We start from the raw sequence: 15,138 nt of genomic DNA, 5'->3' as shown, positions 1-15,138 counted from the left end.
TTCTATTGATTTATTATTTTGATAGGACTTCTTTTTGTTAATAGTAGGACTTGCCATCCAAGAGCAATCGTTGTAATAGCTAGTAAAATACTTGTAGCCCAAATGATTCCTGGTGCTCCTGCAATTTTAGATAGGCTCAGAGCTAGTGGAAAAAATATGAGTAATTGTATGATTGCTGTATATAGCTGTAATCTAATTTTACCAATGCCATTGATAATAGATGCGTATATATTGTTGAGATTGAACATGATGATATACACTGCTACACTAATGCACATACTTATTGGTATGCTAATCTCTTTGCCCAACCAAATGTTATATACCAAATTGGAACAAGTCAATAGAAGAAGGACTAATGCACTTAACCCTCCCCAAATAAGCATTAGTTTTTTTATTGCAAGTTTTATCCAATTCATGTCTTGCTTTGCATAAGCATTTGTGATGGCACCCCAATAGGGATTGATGACAATAGTGAATATTATCATAGCTATTGAGAAGTAGCGATATGAAATGCTGTAGTAAGTTACAGAGGTTGGTGTAAAGTAATGTGCAATAAGTAAACTTGTTGTTGAATATAATATCAAATTTATGATTTGTATTATGAAGAAGTTACCACTTAAACCTACAAGTTCTTTGATGTTTTTTTTGCTAACATATTTGATGCTAGGACTCAGAAATTTAATTTTCTTCGTGAAAACGATGAAGACAGCTATGCCATAAATCAGTATAGGCATGGCGACAAATGTATATACAATGAGTGCAAGATTTCCTTTTGGCATTATTTGCGTATATACATAAATAAATGCAAATGAAAGAAAATTTGCAAAGAAGTTTAGGAACTCATTGATGGATGAATATTGTAAAGCATGAAATATGGCTACAATAAGTTTTAACACGAAACTAAGTCCTGTTAATACAATGACCCCAAGCATAATCTCGTTTAATTGTGGCGAAATATTGTATGAAATATTAAATATTTTATTCCAGTCGATAAAGCCTGAAATTATGATGTATATTACTACAAGTACAAGCATAGCACAACCAAGGACATAGAAAGCAGTGCTTATATATCCTCTTGCTAAATGACCATTGTTTTGTGCAATAGCTTCAGCTAGTTTTGTTCTTAATCCGCTTCCTATTCCGATATCAAAATAGTAAATCCAAACAAGGATAGAACTAATAGTCATCCAAATTCCATAGTTATATTTGTCTATATAATGGAGTGTTAAAGGTACCAGAAGTAAGGATATGATTATAGATAACCCCTTGAAAACAAACGAATAAAATACATTTTTCCTGATTGTCTTCTCTCGAATTATTGCTTTGCTTGAGCTCTTTGTTTGGTACATTTTACATTGCTGTTTTAAATGAATTTTTTATATCCTTTCTGAAAATCCAAATGGTTGTTCCTATAAAACCGAGAACTCCATAGATTATTATTATTAATATTTTTCTTGGAGAATCTGCTTTGTATGGAACTAGACTTGGTTGTAATACTACAAAGTCGGGGGTTCTTTCTTGAACTTTAGCTTGAGCAGCATTTACCCTGTCTGATAATTGGGTATAAGTATTGTATTTCAACTGCATTTGGTTTTCTAAATAATCTCTTTTCTCTTGCAGTGATGGTAAGTTAATATCAAAATTTGAGTCCGAAAATGAAGCATATTCTTTCTGAGCTTTTATGTACTCTTTGTTTGCTTCAGATCGTAACTTAATGTAGTAATTTAAGTCATTGCGAGCTTTTTTTGTTCTGTAGTCTGTAATGTATTGTTGGAGTAATTTTTGCCCTTTGTCAGCAATGATGGCACAGACATTTGGATCCTGTGCCTTGACAGTCAAAGTTATTAGTCCATTTTCTTTATCTATGTCGCAAGAAATTCTATCTTGTATGTTTTCGATAGATTTCCATTCTTCCTTAGATAGATAGTATTTGTTTAAATCAGAAACTATGTGATTTTTATTGATTTCTTTTTTCTTGTCTTTAATCATTTTTGATATGAGTATCGAAGGAAAATTCCACCACGCTGATTTCTCTGTTTTGAGATACTTTTTAAAGGTCATTTCCTTCAATGAATCTTTTGGTAGTACTTTAATTTTCTCTAGTTCCTTGATGAAGGTTGTAGACGAAATGATAGATGGGTAAATCTGTAGGTATAGTGCGCCATCTGCATCGCCCATTTTATTTAAGTCTATGCCAGCCATACTTGCCAATGACGATAGCCCACCTCCGACAGTACTATTGTTGCCCATTTCAGGAGCTAGGACAACTTTAGAATTGTAAACTTTTGGAATACTGAAGGCTACAATAATACCTAGTATTCCTGTGGCGAGACAAACTATTGTATATAGTTTTATATATTTGCCCATCTTTTTGATTAAGTCTATCAAATCGATTTGTTTGATTACTTCTTCTTTTTTTTCCATTACTATTATGTTTTCTATTAATAACTTATCTCTGCTTCCAGCTCTCAACTCCTCTTGTCTTGCTGGAGAAGTTGATGCCTAGCTTGATAACTGTTCGCTTATCCATAGCGAAAGGAGCTGCATAGTTTTTGACTTCTATCTGTTGCAGAGCTTCTTCTGCACTTCCGTCTAATTTGCATTCGATGATGTAAATGTAGTCGGAAGTTTGAATGAGAACGTCCATCCTGCCATCACTTGTCGGTATTTCTACCTGTGTGTGGAATCCCATAATCTTAAAAATGAGATATAGGGCATTTTGGAAGTAAAGCTCTGCTTCGCCTGCTACCTGATAGCTGTTGTCCGCAAAGAAAGCGGTAAGCCGATTCATAAATTGTTCGACATGTCCTGCTTCAACATCCTTCACAAACTCATCAACCATAAAGGCTGAACGGTCACCTGCAGAACAATATAGCGGCAGCAGAAAGTTAAGAAAACCTTCTTCCACCTCCTTGTTCGGGAAGCCTAGCAGATATTTCTTAAACCTTTCGTCATAGCCTTTGATAGTGAGATATCCGCTCTGGTATATTACTGGTATCGGGTTGGTTGATAGCGAATCCACGCTGTTGATTACATCGTCTGATACCCTTTCCTTTGTCATGTCTGGCAAACGATAGTTGTGCATTTTCAGCAAGTCAACTAGAAATGTGGGTGTGCCAGTCTCAAACCAGTAGTCTTTATAGCGAAGTCTTGACAAAGTGTTCAGTACGCTGAATGGGTTATAGATGCCTACTGTATTTTCCTCGAAATGATATCCGTCGTATCTTGCCTTCAGTTTTGCTATTGTGGCTTCTTCTGTATCGCCATTGGCTTCGGCTAATTCGTTGATACCTTCCTTGAAATTCGTAAGCAGTTCTTTCTCTGTCATTCCGCAGATGCTAATATAGCGGTGGTCCATCGAGATATCCGTCAGGTTGTTGAGGTCGCTGAACACGCTAACCTTGCCAAACTTGGTTACACCTGTGAGGAATGCAAACTTGATATACCGGTCTTGTGTCTTCAATACCGAATAGAATGCTTTCAGCTGTGCACGGTGTTCAGCCTGTAACTCAGGGTCGCGCAAGGTCTGAAGTATAGGCTTGTCGTATTCATCTATAAGAATTACAACACCACATCCTTCTTTCTCTGCAGCTCGTGCAATCACACCCTTGAAACGAAGGGCAAGTGTGGCTTCTGACTCACGGGTTCCATATTTGCTTTCCCAAGTTGTGAGGTAGTCATTAAGAACTGTGTACAGACTGTCTTTCTCTCGAAAGTTGGCTGTGTTGAGATCAATATGGAAGATAGGATATTTCTTCCATTCTGTCTCCAAGTCATATATGGCTAAGCCCTCGAAGAGTTCTTTCTTACCCTGGAAGTATGCTTCCAAAGTAGACAGAAAGAGGCTCTTTCCGAATCGGCGTGGACGACTGAGGAAATAGTATTCTCCCTCTGTCGCCAACTTGTACACGAATCGGCTCTTATCTACATACGAATATCCATTTGTACGTAGCTTTTCGAAATCTTGTATTCCTATAGGATATTTCATAAAATGACTCCTCTTTTATAGGTGTTTGATTATTCTTACTTACTCATATTAGCAATCGTAGCAATCATGGCGGCGATGCTGCTCATGCTGCTTCCCATACTCATCATTTCGGCGGTACTCATCTTGCGCTTCAGCTTAGCTGGGACGACAATCTCGCTGCCTGGCTGCACTTTGGCACCATGAGAGAGCTTGGCTACCTTGCCATTCATGTAGATGATGTATGCCTTGCTCTTTAATGCATCTGAGGCAAAACCACCGGCCTGATCGATATAGTAGCTTGCCTTCTTGCCCTTTTCGTAGGCTACTGTATTGGCAAACATTACGGCACCATTGATCTTTACCGTACCATTGTACTGAGGAATGACCAGACGATCGCCCTCGCGCAAGATGATGTCGGCATCGCTGCCTGGATTCGCCAGTGCTTCTGGAAGGTCGATACCTACAGGGTATTCGCTAGGTACGTTGAACTTCTCTATGTTGGTACGCTCTACATCCTTAGAGGTCTGCGAAATGGCACTGGCATTGTTGCTGCTGGAGGCTAGTTGCAGAAGATTTTTCTGTATCTCTTCGCGCTGCATCTTCAATACTGCCTCCATGCGCTGCTTCTCTTGTTCGTTGGCTTTGCGGATGATGCGGGCTCCCTTGAGATATGCCTGGTCGGTAGCTCCACCTGCCTTCTTGAAGAGTTCACTCAGGCGGGCGTTGCGACGGTCTAATGTATAGAGACCGGCAAACATCACTTCACCGGTAATCGATACGTTCTGCTGCTCTACATAAGCCGGACTCTGACGGATCATTACTTCATCAAATGGCATCAGCTTGAAACCTGGAGTGCCGTCGATAACGAAGCCGTCTTTAAGAGATAGGGTGTAGGTCTTGGCGATAACGCTATCTGGACGTAAAGCCTTGGCATCCATTACTCTACGGCTTACCATTACATTAACGGTTGAAGCCTTGTCGGTTAAGCCGCCTGCCTGAAGAACGAAGTCTTCGAGGGTCTCATTGTCGGCATATTGATAGACGCCTGGATACTGCACTTCGCCACGGATGGTGAGGGTGCGCTCTACAATCTTTTCCTGTCGGGTAGGAATGAAGAGGACATCGTTTTCCTTCAATGGGATATCTGGAGTCTTGCCGTTCATAATGCCGGCAATGTCTACACTTACTACTTCGAGTGAGCGGTCTGACTTCATGCGGTGCATTACGGCACGGTTGGTGAAGGCTTCCTCTGTCAATCCTTCGGCATGCTCTACCAGGGTGCGTACGCTGTTGATCTGCTCGCCCAGATTGTACATGCCCGGACGGAATACGGCTCCTTTCACCTCTACGGTGTTGGCGTAGCGTGGCAGGATGCTGTCTACGCTGATTGAGTCGCCGTCATCGATACGGAAACTGGAGAAGTCGAACTCTTCTATATTATATACGGCACGTTCTCTGCCTGTCTTCCGGTTCAGTCTTACTGATTTCTTGTAGGCATCGCCTGTAAAACCGCCGGAATACTTCAGAAGGGAATTGACGCTCTCGTTCTTCTTCATTTCGTAAATCATCGGGCGCTTTACCTTTCCGGCGATGGTTACGAGACAATCGTATGGACCTACTACGATGACATCGTTGTCGGCAAGGCGGACATTACCCGTCAGTTTGCCGTTCAGAATATAGTCGTAGATATCAACAACCGTTACCAGTTTGTTGTGTCTGTATACCTTGATGTTTCGCAATGTGCCCAGATCGTTGGTTCCGCCTGCCATGTAGAGTGCATGGAATACGGTAGCGAAGGCTGAGAGGGTATAGGTGCCCGGAATCTTAACCTCGCCCATTACGTTTACCATGATGGTCTTGGTCTGTCCTACGGTAAGCTTGATGCGGCTTGAACGGTATCTGCTGCCCACGGTATTGCGCAGGCGGGCATTAGCCTGAGCTACGGTCAAGCCTGAAACGCTGACCGGTCCATACCCCTCGATGGTTACCTCACCATCTGGCGAAACGGTGCTCTCGATGGTTTTCTGAGAGGCGCCATAGATATCTATGATGACGGCATCGCCAGGCCCCAGACGATAGTTCTGTGGGGTAGCGATGTTCATATTTGGCTCGAAACTGAGGTCTTTGTTGTTGAAGATGTCACGGCCGAAAACCTTACTGCGCTTCTGGTTGAGCTCAGCCTGCAGCTGTTTTACCATGGTAGCTGTATCGGGTATCAGGGCGTTCATTTCCTTGCTGAAATCGTCATAATCTGGGTTGGTTTCATCATAAGATGAGTAGTAGCTGTCGTTCTGCTTGCTCTGGATGCGATAGTTGCTATAGGTTGAAGCCTGCTTCTCTTTGTCCTTGTCCTGGTAATCTTCTCTATGCTTACCATTGTTGGTCCGCATTCTCTTGTTGCCTGCATTTCCTGCAGCGGTTGTGCTGTAGAGCTCGTTCTGCTGCGACATCTTCTGATACTTATTGCGTACACGTCGAATCTGGGAGATGTCTACGCCCTTCTGCATCAGTTTGGTAACAATCTGAGAATTGGCTGTGCCACGCTCATGTTCTTTCACCACAAAGCTCATGACCTGATCATCGGTCATGTGTGAACTCTGTGCGAAAAGAGGTCCTGAAGACAGGACGAGCGCTAGTACAAGTATGATATGTTTCTTCATTATTGTTCTATTATCTTAGTTATATTTATGTAATAACTCGAAAAAAGTGATTTTGTTGCTATAGAAGGCTGAAAAGATGTTAATAAAAACAAGAAACCCAGGGGTCAACCCTGGGTTACTGATGTTCTGAGCGAGATACGGGAGTCGAACCCGCCTCACAGGCTTGGGAAGCCCGTGCACTACCGATGTGCTAATCTCGCGAAGGAAAATACTAACTCCTTTCACAAGAAAGAGCCACGAGCGGGACTCGAACCCGCGACCCACGCATTACGAATGCGTTGCTCTACCAACTGAGCCATCATGGCTTTTTGCCCTAAAGCAGATGCAAAGGTAATGAATATTTTTTGAAATAAGAAATTATTGCCTAAACTTTTCTTGTGGTTAACTCTTATTAACTAAAGTTCGTTGGTTGCTATACCGGGTTCATAACAAAAGAGGGACTATCGCCAGTGGATAGTCCCTCTTCTGATTATAGTTTCTTGAATGTCAATTCTTCTTTTTTCGAATTTTTGCCTACCGAGATGGTGTCGCCTGGCTTCATTGTGCCATCGAGTAACATCTCGCAAACGGAATCTTCGATGTAGGTCTGGATGGCGCGGCGGAGTGGGCGGGCACCAAACTGCACATCGTATCCCTTCTTGGCTACCATCTCCTTTGCCTTTTCGGTAATCTGGAAATGGAATCCCAGTTCTTCTATTCTCTTGACCAGTCCTTCCAGGTCGAGGTCGATGATGCGCTTGATGGCATTGAGATCCAACTGGTCGAAGGTGATGATGTCATCGAGACGGTTCAGGAACTCTGGAGCAAACTGCTTGCTCAGACTCTTCTGGACGATGCTGCGGGCATACTCCTTGTCTTTCTCATCCATCGCCAATCCGCCTTTTATACCTGCAGAAGTAAAGCCGACGCCTCTGCCGAAATCTTTCAGCTGGCGGGTTCCTGCGTTAGAGGTCATGATGATGATGGTGTTGCGGAAGTCGATGAGTCGGCCGTTGCCATCGGTAAGTCTGCCTTCGTCGAGTACCTGTAAGAGCAGGTTGAATACCTTGCTGTTGGCTTTCTCTATTTCGTCGAGCAATACGATGCTGTATGGTTTGCGGCGTACCTTTTCGGTCAGCTGTCCACCTTCGTTATAGCCTACGTATCCTGGAGGTGCACCTACCAGACGTGAGGTGTTGAAACTCTCGGAGAATTCGCTCATGTCTATTCTGATGAGTGAATCTTTCGAACCAAACATTTCCTCGGCAAGTTTCTGGGCAAGATAGGTCTTACCTACACCTGTAGGACCCAGGAACATGAATACGCCAATAGGATGGTTAGGGTCGCGCAAGCCTACACGGTTCCTCAGAATGGTCTTTACCATCTTGTTGATAGCATTATCCTGAGCAATCACCTTGTGCTTCAGGTTGTGCTCCAGATCTTTCAGACGTTTGCTTTCACCCTCTGCCATACGTTGGGCCGGTACGCCGGTCATCATGCTGATAACGTTGGCAATATCTTCGGCTGTTACCTCAACATATTCGCCAATCTCTCCCTGCTGCCATTGCGCCTTCATGTCCTCAATCTCTTTCTCGATCTTGGTCTGGGCATCTCTGCATGAGGCTGCCATCTCGAAGTTCTGGTTTGCTACAGCCTGCTGCTTCTTGCTGATTATCTTTTTCAGTTCTTTTTCCAGCTTGATATATGGAGCAGGAACACTTGCATTATTAATATGTACGCGCGAGCCGGCTTCATCTATCACGTCGATAGCCTTGTCTGGGAAGTGGCGGTCGGTGATATAGCGCTCTGTCAGTTTGACACATGTCTCGAGAGCCTCGTCTGTATATCTCACACAGTGATGCTTCTCGTAATGTTCCTTGATGTTGTGCAGTATCAGCAGGGTCTCTTCGCGTGTAGTTGGTTCAACGATAACCTTCTGGAAACGGCGCTCCAAGGCTCCGTCCTTCTCAATGCTCTTGCGATACTCATCGAGCGTGGTGGCACCGATACACTGGATGATACCTCTTGCCAGGGCTGGTTTCAGAATGTTGGCTGCATCCATGCTTCCTTCGCCGGAACCGGCGCCTATCATGGTGTGAATCTCATCTATGAAGATGATGATCTCCGGATGGTCTTCCAGTTCCTTGATGACATTCTTGATGCGCTCTTCAAACTGTCCGCGGAATTTGGTTCCTGCAACGATGGCAGTCAGGTCGAGACTTACCAGACGCTTGTTGAAGAACATAGGTGATGTTTCCTGGTTGTTGATGAGCTGTGCCAGTCCTTCTACGATGGCACTCTTTCCTACGCCCGGTTCACCTATTAATACTGGGTTGTTCTTCTTTCTGCGACCCAGAATCTCGAGCACACGCTGAATCTCCTTTTCTCTGCCTACGACAGGATCCAGTTTTCCATCGGCTGCAGCCTTGGTCAGGTCGAAACTGAATTTGTCGATGGTAGGGGTGCTGCTCTTTTTGCGCGGAGTTCCATTTGAACGGGTAGACAGTCTCATCGGATTCTGGTCCTTTTCCATATCGAATGGCTCTTCGTCAGTTTCCATCATGTCGTTCTGCTCGTTGTAGTCATCTTCTGCTTCTATTCCACCTGCCATCTCCAGATTCTCTGCTTCCTCCTGCCTGTCAGCATCAGGGGTTTCTGAATCTGGTGTTTGTGGTTCCATTTTGAAATCCTTCGACTCTTCTGTCTTCTGCTCATCATCCTTGTCAGTAGGATAGAGCATTTCGATGGCACGGTCGTAGCTTAAGCCCAGTTGACTCAGCCAGTTGGCTACAGGGTTCTTGTCATTTCTCAAGATGGCAAGCAGCAGATGTCTTGGCTCTACAATCTTGGAGTGCTCGTAGTTGTTTGCCTCGCGGATAGAGTCTCTGATAATGCTGTCTGTTATCTGGCTGAATGGGATGTGGCTGTTCTCCTTCACGTTATCGGCAGGAGTTTCTTCCACACGCTTTTCCAGTTTGCTGTTAAGGACTCCGCTGAAAGCCATCGGACTGATGTCTGCGCCCTTCAGGAGCTTGTTGACATCGCTGTCGTTCTGGCTGATCAGACTCAGCATCAGATGCTCCACGCTGATTTCTCTTCCCAAGGTGCGTGCTGCTTCTTTGCTACTTCTGTTCAGTATGTCCTGTATATGTGAAAACGGATTTATCATATTTGCTTATATTTTTAAAAAATCTCAGTGCAAAAGTACACATTATTTTTAATAATAGCAAATGATATGCCAACTTTTTTGCATTGTTAAAATACAAATAATGCTAAAATAATGCGATTTTTCGCCTCTAAAGCGTTTTAGTATCATTTTTTTTTGTATCTTTGTCGGGAATTTCAAAAGGGTAAAACGGCTTAGAACGCAAGGAAATGCCCTTAAACGCGATTTCCGGATGGAAAACAGGCGTTTTGAAAGTAACGAATAAACAATAATACATTAATATAAGAAATGGACGAAAATCAGACAATGGATCATGATAGAATCATGAAGATCAACATTGAGGAGGAGATGAAGTCGAGCTACATCGATTATTCGATGTCAGTTATCGTGGCTCGTGCCCTCCCTGATGTACGCGATGGTTTCAAGCCTGTGCACCGCCGTATTCTTTACGGTATGCTCGGCATTGGAAACACCAGTGACAAACCTTATAAGAAATGTGCGCGTGTTGTTGGTGAGGTGCTCGGTAAGTATCACCCTCACGGTGACTCTTCTGTTTATGGCGCTCTGGTGCGTATGGGACAGGAGTGGAACATGCGTTATACCTTGATTGACGGACAGGGTAACTTCGGTTCTGTTGACGGTGACTCTCCTGCTGCCATGCGTTATACAGAGTGCCGCCTCTCCAAGATGGGTGAGCATATCATGGATGACCTTGATAAGGAAACGGTTGATATGACCAACAACTTCGATGATACCCTGCAGGAACCTACCGTGATGCCTACCAAGATTCCTAATCTTCTGGTAAATGGTGGTAACGGTATTGCCGTAGGTATGGCTACCAATATGCCTACCCACAACCTGGGTGAGGTGATTGATGGTTGCTGTGCATACATCGATAATCCTGACATTGATACAGATGGATTGATGCAGTATATCCCTGCTCCTGACTTCCCAACCGGTGCTACCATCTATGGTATACAGGGTGTGAAGGATGCATACGAAACGGGTCGGGGCAGAATCGTGGTTCGTGCCACTGCCGAGATTGAAAGTAGTGAAAACCATGATAAGATTGTTATCACCGAGATTCCTTATGGTGTCAACAAGGAGCAGCTCGTGATGGCTATTGCTGACCTTGCCAAGGAAGGCAGAGTAGATGGCATCGCTAATGTAAACGATGAGTCTGGCCGTCAGGGTATGCGTATCGTTGTTGATGTGAAGCGTGATGCCAATGCTAATGTTCTTTTGAACAAACTCTTTAAGCTGACAGCTCTTCAGAGTTCATTCTCAGTGAATTGCATCGCTCTTGTTAAAGGCCGTCCACGCCTTTTGAGCTTGAAGGAGTGTGTGAAGTATTTCGTAGAGCATCGTCATGATGTTACGATCCGCCGCACCCAGTTCGAACTGAAGAAGGCTCAGGAGCGTGCTCATATTCTCGAGGGCTTGATCATTGCTTGCGACAACATCGACGAGGTGGTACATATTATCAGAGCCAGCAAGACTCCTTCTGATGCCCAGCGCAACTTGGAGAAGCGCTTCGAACTCGATGAACTTCAGAGTAAGGCCATCGTGGATATGCGCCTCAGCCAGTTGACAGGCTTGCGTCTGGAACAGTTGCACAATGAATTCAACGAGTTGATGAAGACCATCGACTACTTGAACCAGATTCTGAACGATCCTGAACTCTGCAAGAAGGTAATGAAGGATGAACTCAACGAGGTGAAGGAGAAGTATGGTGACGCACGTCGTACCATGATTAAGCCAGATGACCATGAGTTCAATCCAGAAGATTTCTATCCAAACGACCCAGTGGTTATCACCGTGAGTCATCTCGGATATATCAAGCGCACCCCATTGTCAGAGTTCCGTGAGCAGGCTCGTGGTGGAGTAGGTTCTAAGGGTGCCCGTACCCGTGATAAGGACTTCACCGAGTATATCTATCCTGCTACCATGCACCAGACCATGCTGTTCTTCACCAAGAAGGGCCGCTGCTACTGGTTGAAGTGTTACGAGATTCCTGAGGGCGACCGCAATTCCAAGGGTCGTGCCATCCAGAACCTCCTCAACATCGAGAGCGATGACCAGGTGAATGCATTCCTCCGCTTGAAGGGATTGAATGATGCAGAGTTCATCAACAACCATTATGTAGTCTTCGCTACCAAGAATGGTACCGTGAAGAAGACCTGTCTGGAGGCATATTCCCGTCCACGTGCCAATGGTGTGATTGCTATCAACATCGTAGAGGGCGATGAGGTGGTAGATGTTCGTCTGACAAATGGTCATAACGAGCTGATTATTGCCAACCGCAATGGTCGTGCTGTCCGTTTCGACGAGAACGAGATCCGTACAATGGGCCGTACGTCTACCGGTGTTCGTGGTATGCGCCTCGATGAGGGTAATGATGCTGTAGTAGGTATGATTGTTGTCAACGATCCTGAGAAGGAAACCGTGATGGTAGTGAGCGAGCAGGGTTATGGTAAGCGTTCTGATGTACTCGATTACCGCGTTACCAAGCGTGGCGGTAAGGGTGTGAAGACACTGAATATTACCGACAAGACCGGTCGACTGGTAGCTATCAAGAACGTAACCGATGATAACGACCTCATGATTATCAACCAGAGTGGTATCGTGATTCGTCTTGCCGTAGCTGATTGTCGTGTCATGGGCCGTGCTACTCAGGGTGTCCGCCTCATCAATCTTGCCAAGAAGAATGATGTCATTGCCAGCGTATGCAAGGTGATGAGTTCTGAGCTCGAGGCTTCTGTAGAAGAGGAGAGCCGTTCTGCCTGGGCTAAGAAGAGCGAGGAGATAGAGAATGATACCGTAGGTGCCAAGACTGCTGAAGAGGCTGCTGAGGCTGGGGCTCATCTCGCTGACGAAGCATCTGAAGCAGAGGATACCGATTCGGGCAACGTAGATTTCGAATAAAGAAAAGACGCGTAAAAAATAAATAACAACAACTTTTAAACTCATTAAGAAAAATGAAAAAGTTTTTAGTAGCTGCAATGATGGTACTAGGTGCCACATCAGCATTCGCAGGCGACAGTGACGCTCTCAAGGCTGTCATGAAGGCTAAGTCTTATGCCGAGGCTGAGGCTTTGGTTAAGCAGAATTTGGGTCAGATGGCTAACGATGCAGAGAAGGCCAAGGCTTACAACAAGCTCGTTGATCTCGCTATGAAGCAGTTCAACGACCAGCAGAGCATCCAGCAGACCAATCAGATCATGAAGAAGAACGACCCGGTTGACGAGGCTGCTATGTCTGAGGGCGCATACAATGCATTGATCAATGCTATTGAGTGCTACAAGTACGACCAGCTTCCTAACGCTAAGGGTAAGGTTGCTCCTAAGTTTAACAACAACGCTAGCCGTGTATGGGGTGCTCGTGTTCAGCTCGTTAATGCGGGTCAGACAGCAGCCCAGAACAATAAGGCTGATGAGGTATTGAAGTATTGGGGTGCATTCCTCGATACAGACAATGAGCCTCTCTTTGCTTCTGTAGACCAGAAGCAGAAGGATAGCGAGAAGGACTATATTGGTCAGGTTGCTCTCTTTGCAGCCCGTTATGCATACCAGGCTAAGGATGCTGCCCGTTGCGAGAAGTATTGCGACATCGCCATGAAGAGTGAGAAGGAGGCTAAGGATGCCCTCAACCTCAAGCTCTATGTAATGAAGGACGGCTTGAAGACTCACGAGGATTCTCTTGCCTATGTTAACAAGCTCAAGGATATCTTTGCAAAGGACGAGACCAATGAGGTTGTTCTCGATGGTTTGAACTCTATGTACTCTTCATTGAAGATGGAGAAGGATCAGACTGAACTTTTGGACAATGCTATCGCAAAGAACCCTAACAACTTCGTAGCTCTTGCCAACAAGGGTATGATGTATATCCAGAAGAACGATGCAGACAACGCTATCAAGTGTTTGAAGCAGGCTCTTGCTGCAAAGGAGGATAACGTAGTTGTTCTTACTTATCTGGGTGCTTGCTACAACAGTAAGGCTGGTAACTTGCAGGATCCTAACGGCCGCAAGGTTGTTTACCAGGAGGCTATCAAGGTTCTTGACAAGGCTAAGCAGCTCGATCCAGAGAAGGCTCAGGCTAACTGGGGTTACACCCGTTACCAGGCTTACTATGGTTACTATGGTCCTAACGCAGCAGAAACCAAGCAGGCTGAGGCTGAGAGCAAGTAAAGTTTAAGCTTCAAATAAGTATTTGATTCTCATAGGGGGATGTCACCTGGTGTGGCATCCCTTTTTTTTGTTTCTTTGACATTGGGTTGTTCCGGTAAGATAACAAATAGGACTGTGTTTTTTGTGGCAAAATGATTGATAAAAACATCAGCGAGTAATGTTGGTTTGCTGTAGGCGCCCATCAGCTGGTCTACGCATGCACAACAGGTGTTGTGCGAGCGCATATCAGCTGTTATGCAAGCGCACAACAGCTGTTGTGCGGCCTACGGAGCTAACTTCTCCGATAACCTATACTATCTTTTCCGATAATTTCATCTGTCTTTTCCGACAACTTCTTCCGTATTCTGCGATTGTATCTTACGCATTGTCCTTTGATATCATACGCTTGCGTGTATTTCTATTCCAAGTAGTTTCTGTTCCTCCACCAGGTTAGTGAGTGAACTGGTTGGGTCTAAAGCTCCAAATACTACATTGTCAGCGATGCTGATGATGAATTTGTTCCTAGCCAAAGCACTTTGCTTGGAGTTGCGGGGAAGATGGGAGAGGGAGATAATAAGGGCTTCGTTGCAGTTGATGGCTGATTGCATTTCGGCAGGCAGCATCTTATACATTCTTCTAGCCAGCACGATGATGACGGGGATGTGGCGCTTCAGAAGAAGTTGCAGTACATCCTTTTCCAGTTTTGTCTGAAAGCCGCTGATGATGCAGGAATCTTTAGGCACACTTGTAGCCCAGTCGAAACTTTTTAGGATGTCTCGGCTTGTTGTCTTGCTGGAACAGAGAAACGCAGTCTTTGGTCGTTCCAGCAACTCCAGGTTTCCCATATGTGATAGTATCTCTGGCATATAAAGAATTTGTATTTATAACGATGCAAAAATACGAATAATCCGCTGAAAATCAAAGGAAATACCAGCTTTTTTGTAGATTTGCCTGAAAATATTTGGTATTTTGAAAGCTTCTGTGTACTTTTGCAGAAAAATAAATATTAAAATAAGATATAAGTAAACAAGAAAGGAGTTAATTATGAAGAAAAAGAAATTAAATGTATTCGCTCTTCCTATTGAGGAGTTTGAAAAGAAATATCCTGTTAGTTGTTTGATTGTTGTACCAGGCATTCCTGAGGGACATGTGGCAAAGGTAGTTTCCGTACGACCTTGCTAGATTTCTATAATTCTGAAG

At 44.4% G+C, this 15,138-nt stretch carries 9 protein-coding genes and 2 tRNA genes; 3 read left to right on the top strand and 8 right to left on the bottom strand.

Translation table 11 applies throughout. The features are described from left to right. Positions 1 to 2 precede the first annotated feature (2 nt). The 7 genes from ONT08_RS11015 to ONT08_RS10985 all read right to left on the bottom strand — a co-directional run bounded on the left by ONT08_RS11015 (position 3) and on the right by ONT08_RS10985 (position 9,775). On the bottom strand, positions 3 to 1,187 hold the full coding sequence (locus ONT08_RS11015; RefSeq protein WP_264959923.1) for an oligosaccharide flippase family protein: 1,185 nt from the start codon (positions 1,185 to 1,187) through the stop codon (positions 3 to 5). A 163-nt stretch (positions 1,188 to 1,350) separates the two neighbouring features. Further along, the gene (locus tag ONT08_RS11010; protein WP_264959922.1) at positions 1,351 to 2,424 is read right to left on the bottom strand and encodes a Wzz/FepE/Etk N-terminal domain-containing protein; all 1,074 of its coding nucleotides are present in this window, start codon (positions 2,422 to 2,424) and stop codon (positions 1,351 to 1,353) included. Positions 2,425 to 2,449: 25 nt separating this feature from the next. Continuing rightward, positions 2,450 to 3,988 (bottom strand): ATP-binding protein, encoded by a 1,539-nt coding sequence (locus tag ONT08_RS11005; protein WP_264959921.1) that lies wholly within the window; start codon positions 3,986 to 3,988, stop codon positions 2,450 to 2,452. 35 nt (positions 3,989 to 4,023) lie between these two features. Next, the gene (locus tag ONT08_RS11000) at positions 4,024 to 6,627 is read right to left on the bottom strand and encodes an SLBB domain-containing protein (protein WP_264959920.1); all 2,604 of its coding nucleotides are present in this window, start codon (positions 6,625 to 6,627) and stop codon (positions 4,024 to 4,026) included. Between the two features lie 129 nt (positions 6,628 to 6,756). Then, positions 6,757 to 6,827 (bottom strand) — tRNA-Gly (locus ONT08_RS10995). Positions 6,828 to 6,859: 32 nt separating this feature from the next. Continuing rightward, a tRNA-Thr gene (locus ONT08_RS10990) sits at positions 6,860 to 6,932 on the bottom strand. Between the two features lie 164 nt (positions 6,933 to 7,096). Then, the gene (locus ONT08_RS10985; RefSeq protein WP_264959919.1) at positions 7,097 to 9,775 is read right to left on the bottom strand and encodes an ATP-dependent Clp protease ATP-binding subunit; all 2,679 of its coding nucleotides are present in this window, start codon (positions 9,773 to 9,775) and stop codon (positions 7,097 to 7,099) included. Between the two features lie 285 nt (positions 9,776 to 10,060). On the opposite strand from ONT08_RS10985, the gene gyrA reads away from it, so the two are divergent. Next, the gene (gyrA, locus tag ONT08_RS10980) at positions 10,061 to 12,697 is read left to right on the top strand and encodes a DNA gyrase subunit A (RefSeq protein ID WP_264959918.1); all 2,637 of its coding nucleotides are present in this window, start codon (positions 10,061 to 10,063) and stop codon (positions 12,695 to 12,697) included. Between the two features lie 53 nt (positions 12,698 to 12,750). Then, positions 12,751 to 13,959 carry a hypothetical protein gene (locus tag ONT08_RS10975; RefSeq protein ID WP_264959917.1) on the top strand — a complete coding sequence of 403 codons (1,209 nt, stop codon included), beginning with the start codon at positions 12,751 to 12,753 and terminating at the stop codon, positions 13,957 to 13,959. A 377-nt stretch (positions 13,960 to 14,336) separates the two neighbouring features. On the opposite strand, the gene ONT08_RS10970 is transcribed toward ONT08_RS10975, so the two are convergent. Continuing rightward, a complete protein-coding gene (locus tag ONT08_RS10970) occupies positions 14,337 to 14,804 on the bottom strand; it encodes a hypothetical protein (protein WP_264959916.1) in 468 nt (155 codons plus the stop codon). Positions 14,805 to 14,982: 178 nt separating this feature from the next. On the opposite strand from ONT08_RS10970, the gene ONT08_RS10965 reads away from it, so the two are divergent. Beyond that, entirely contained in the window at positions 14,983 to 15,120 is a 138-nt protein-coding gene (locus ONT08_RS10965) for a hypothetical protein (protein ID WP_181985876.1), read from the top strand. Positions 15,121 to 15,138: the final 18 nt, after the last annotated feature.

It is taken from the genome of Segatella copri (assembly GCF_026015465.1).
GTDB classification, from domain to species: Bacteria; Bacteroidota; Bacteroidia; order Bacteroidales; family Bacteroidaceae; genus Prevotella; species Prevotella copri_E.
Note: the sequence above shows the minus strand (reverse complement) of the source record. Positions and strands in the feature narration are given on the sequence as shown.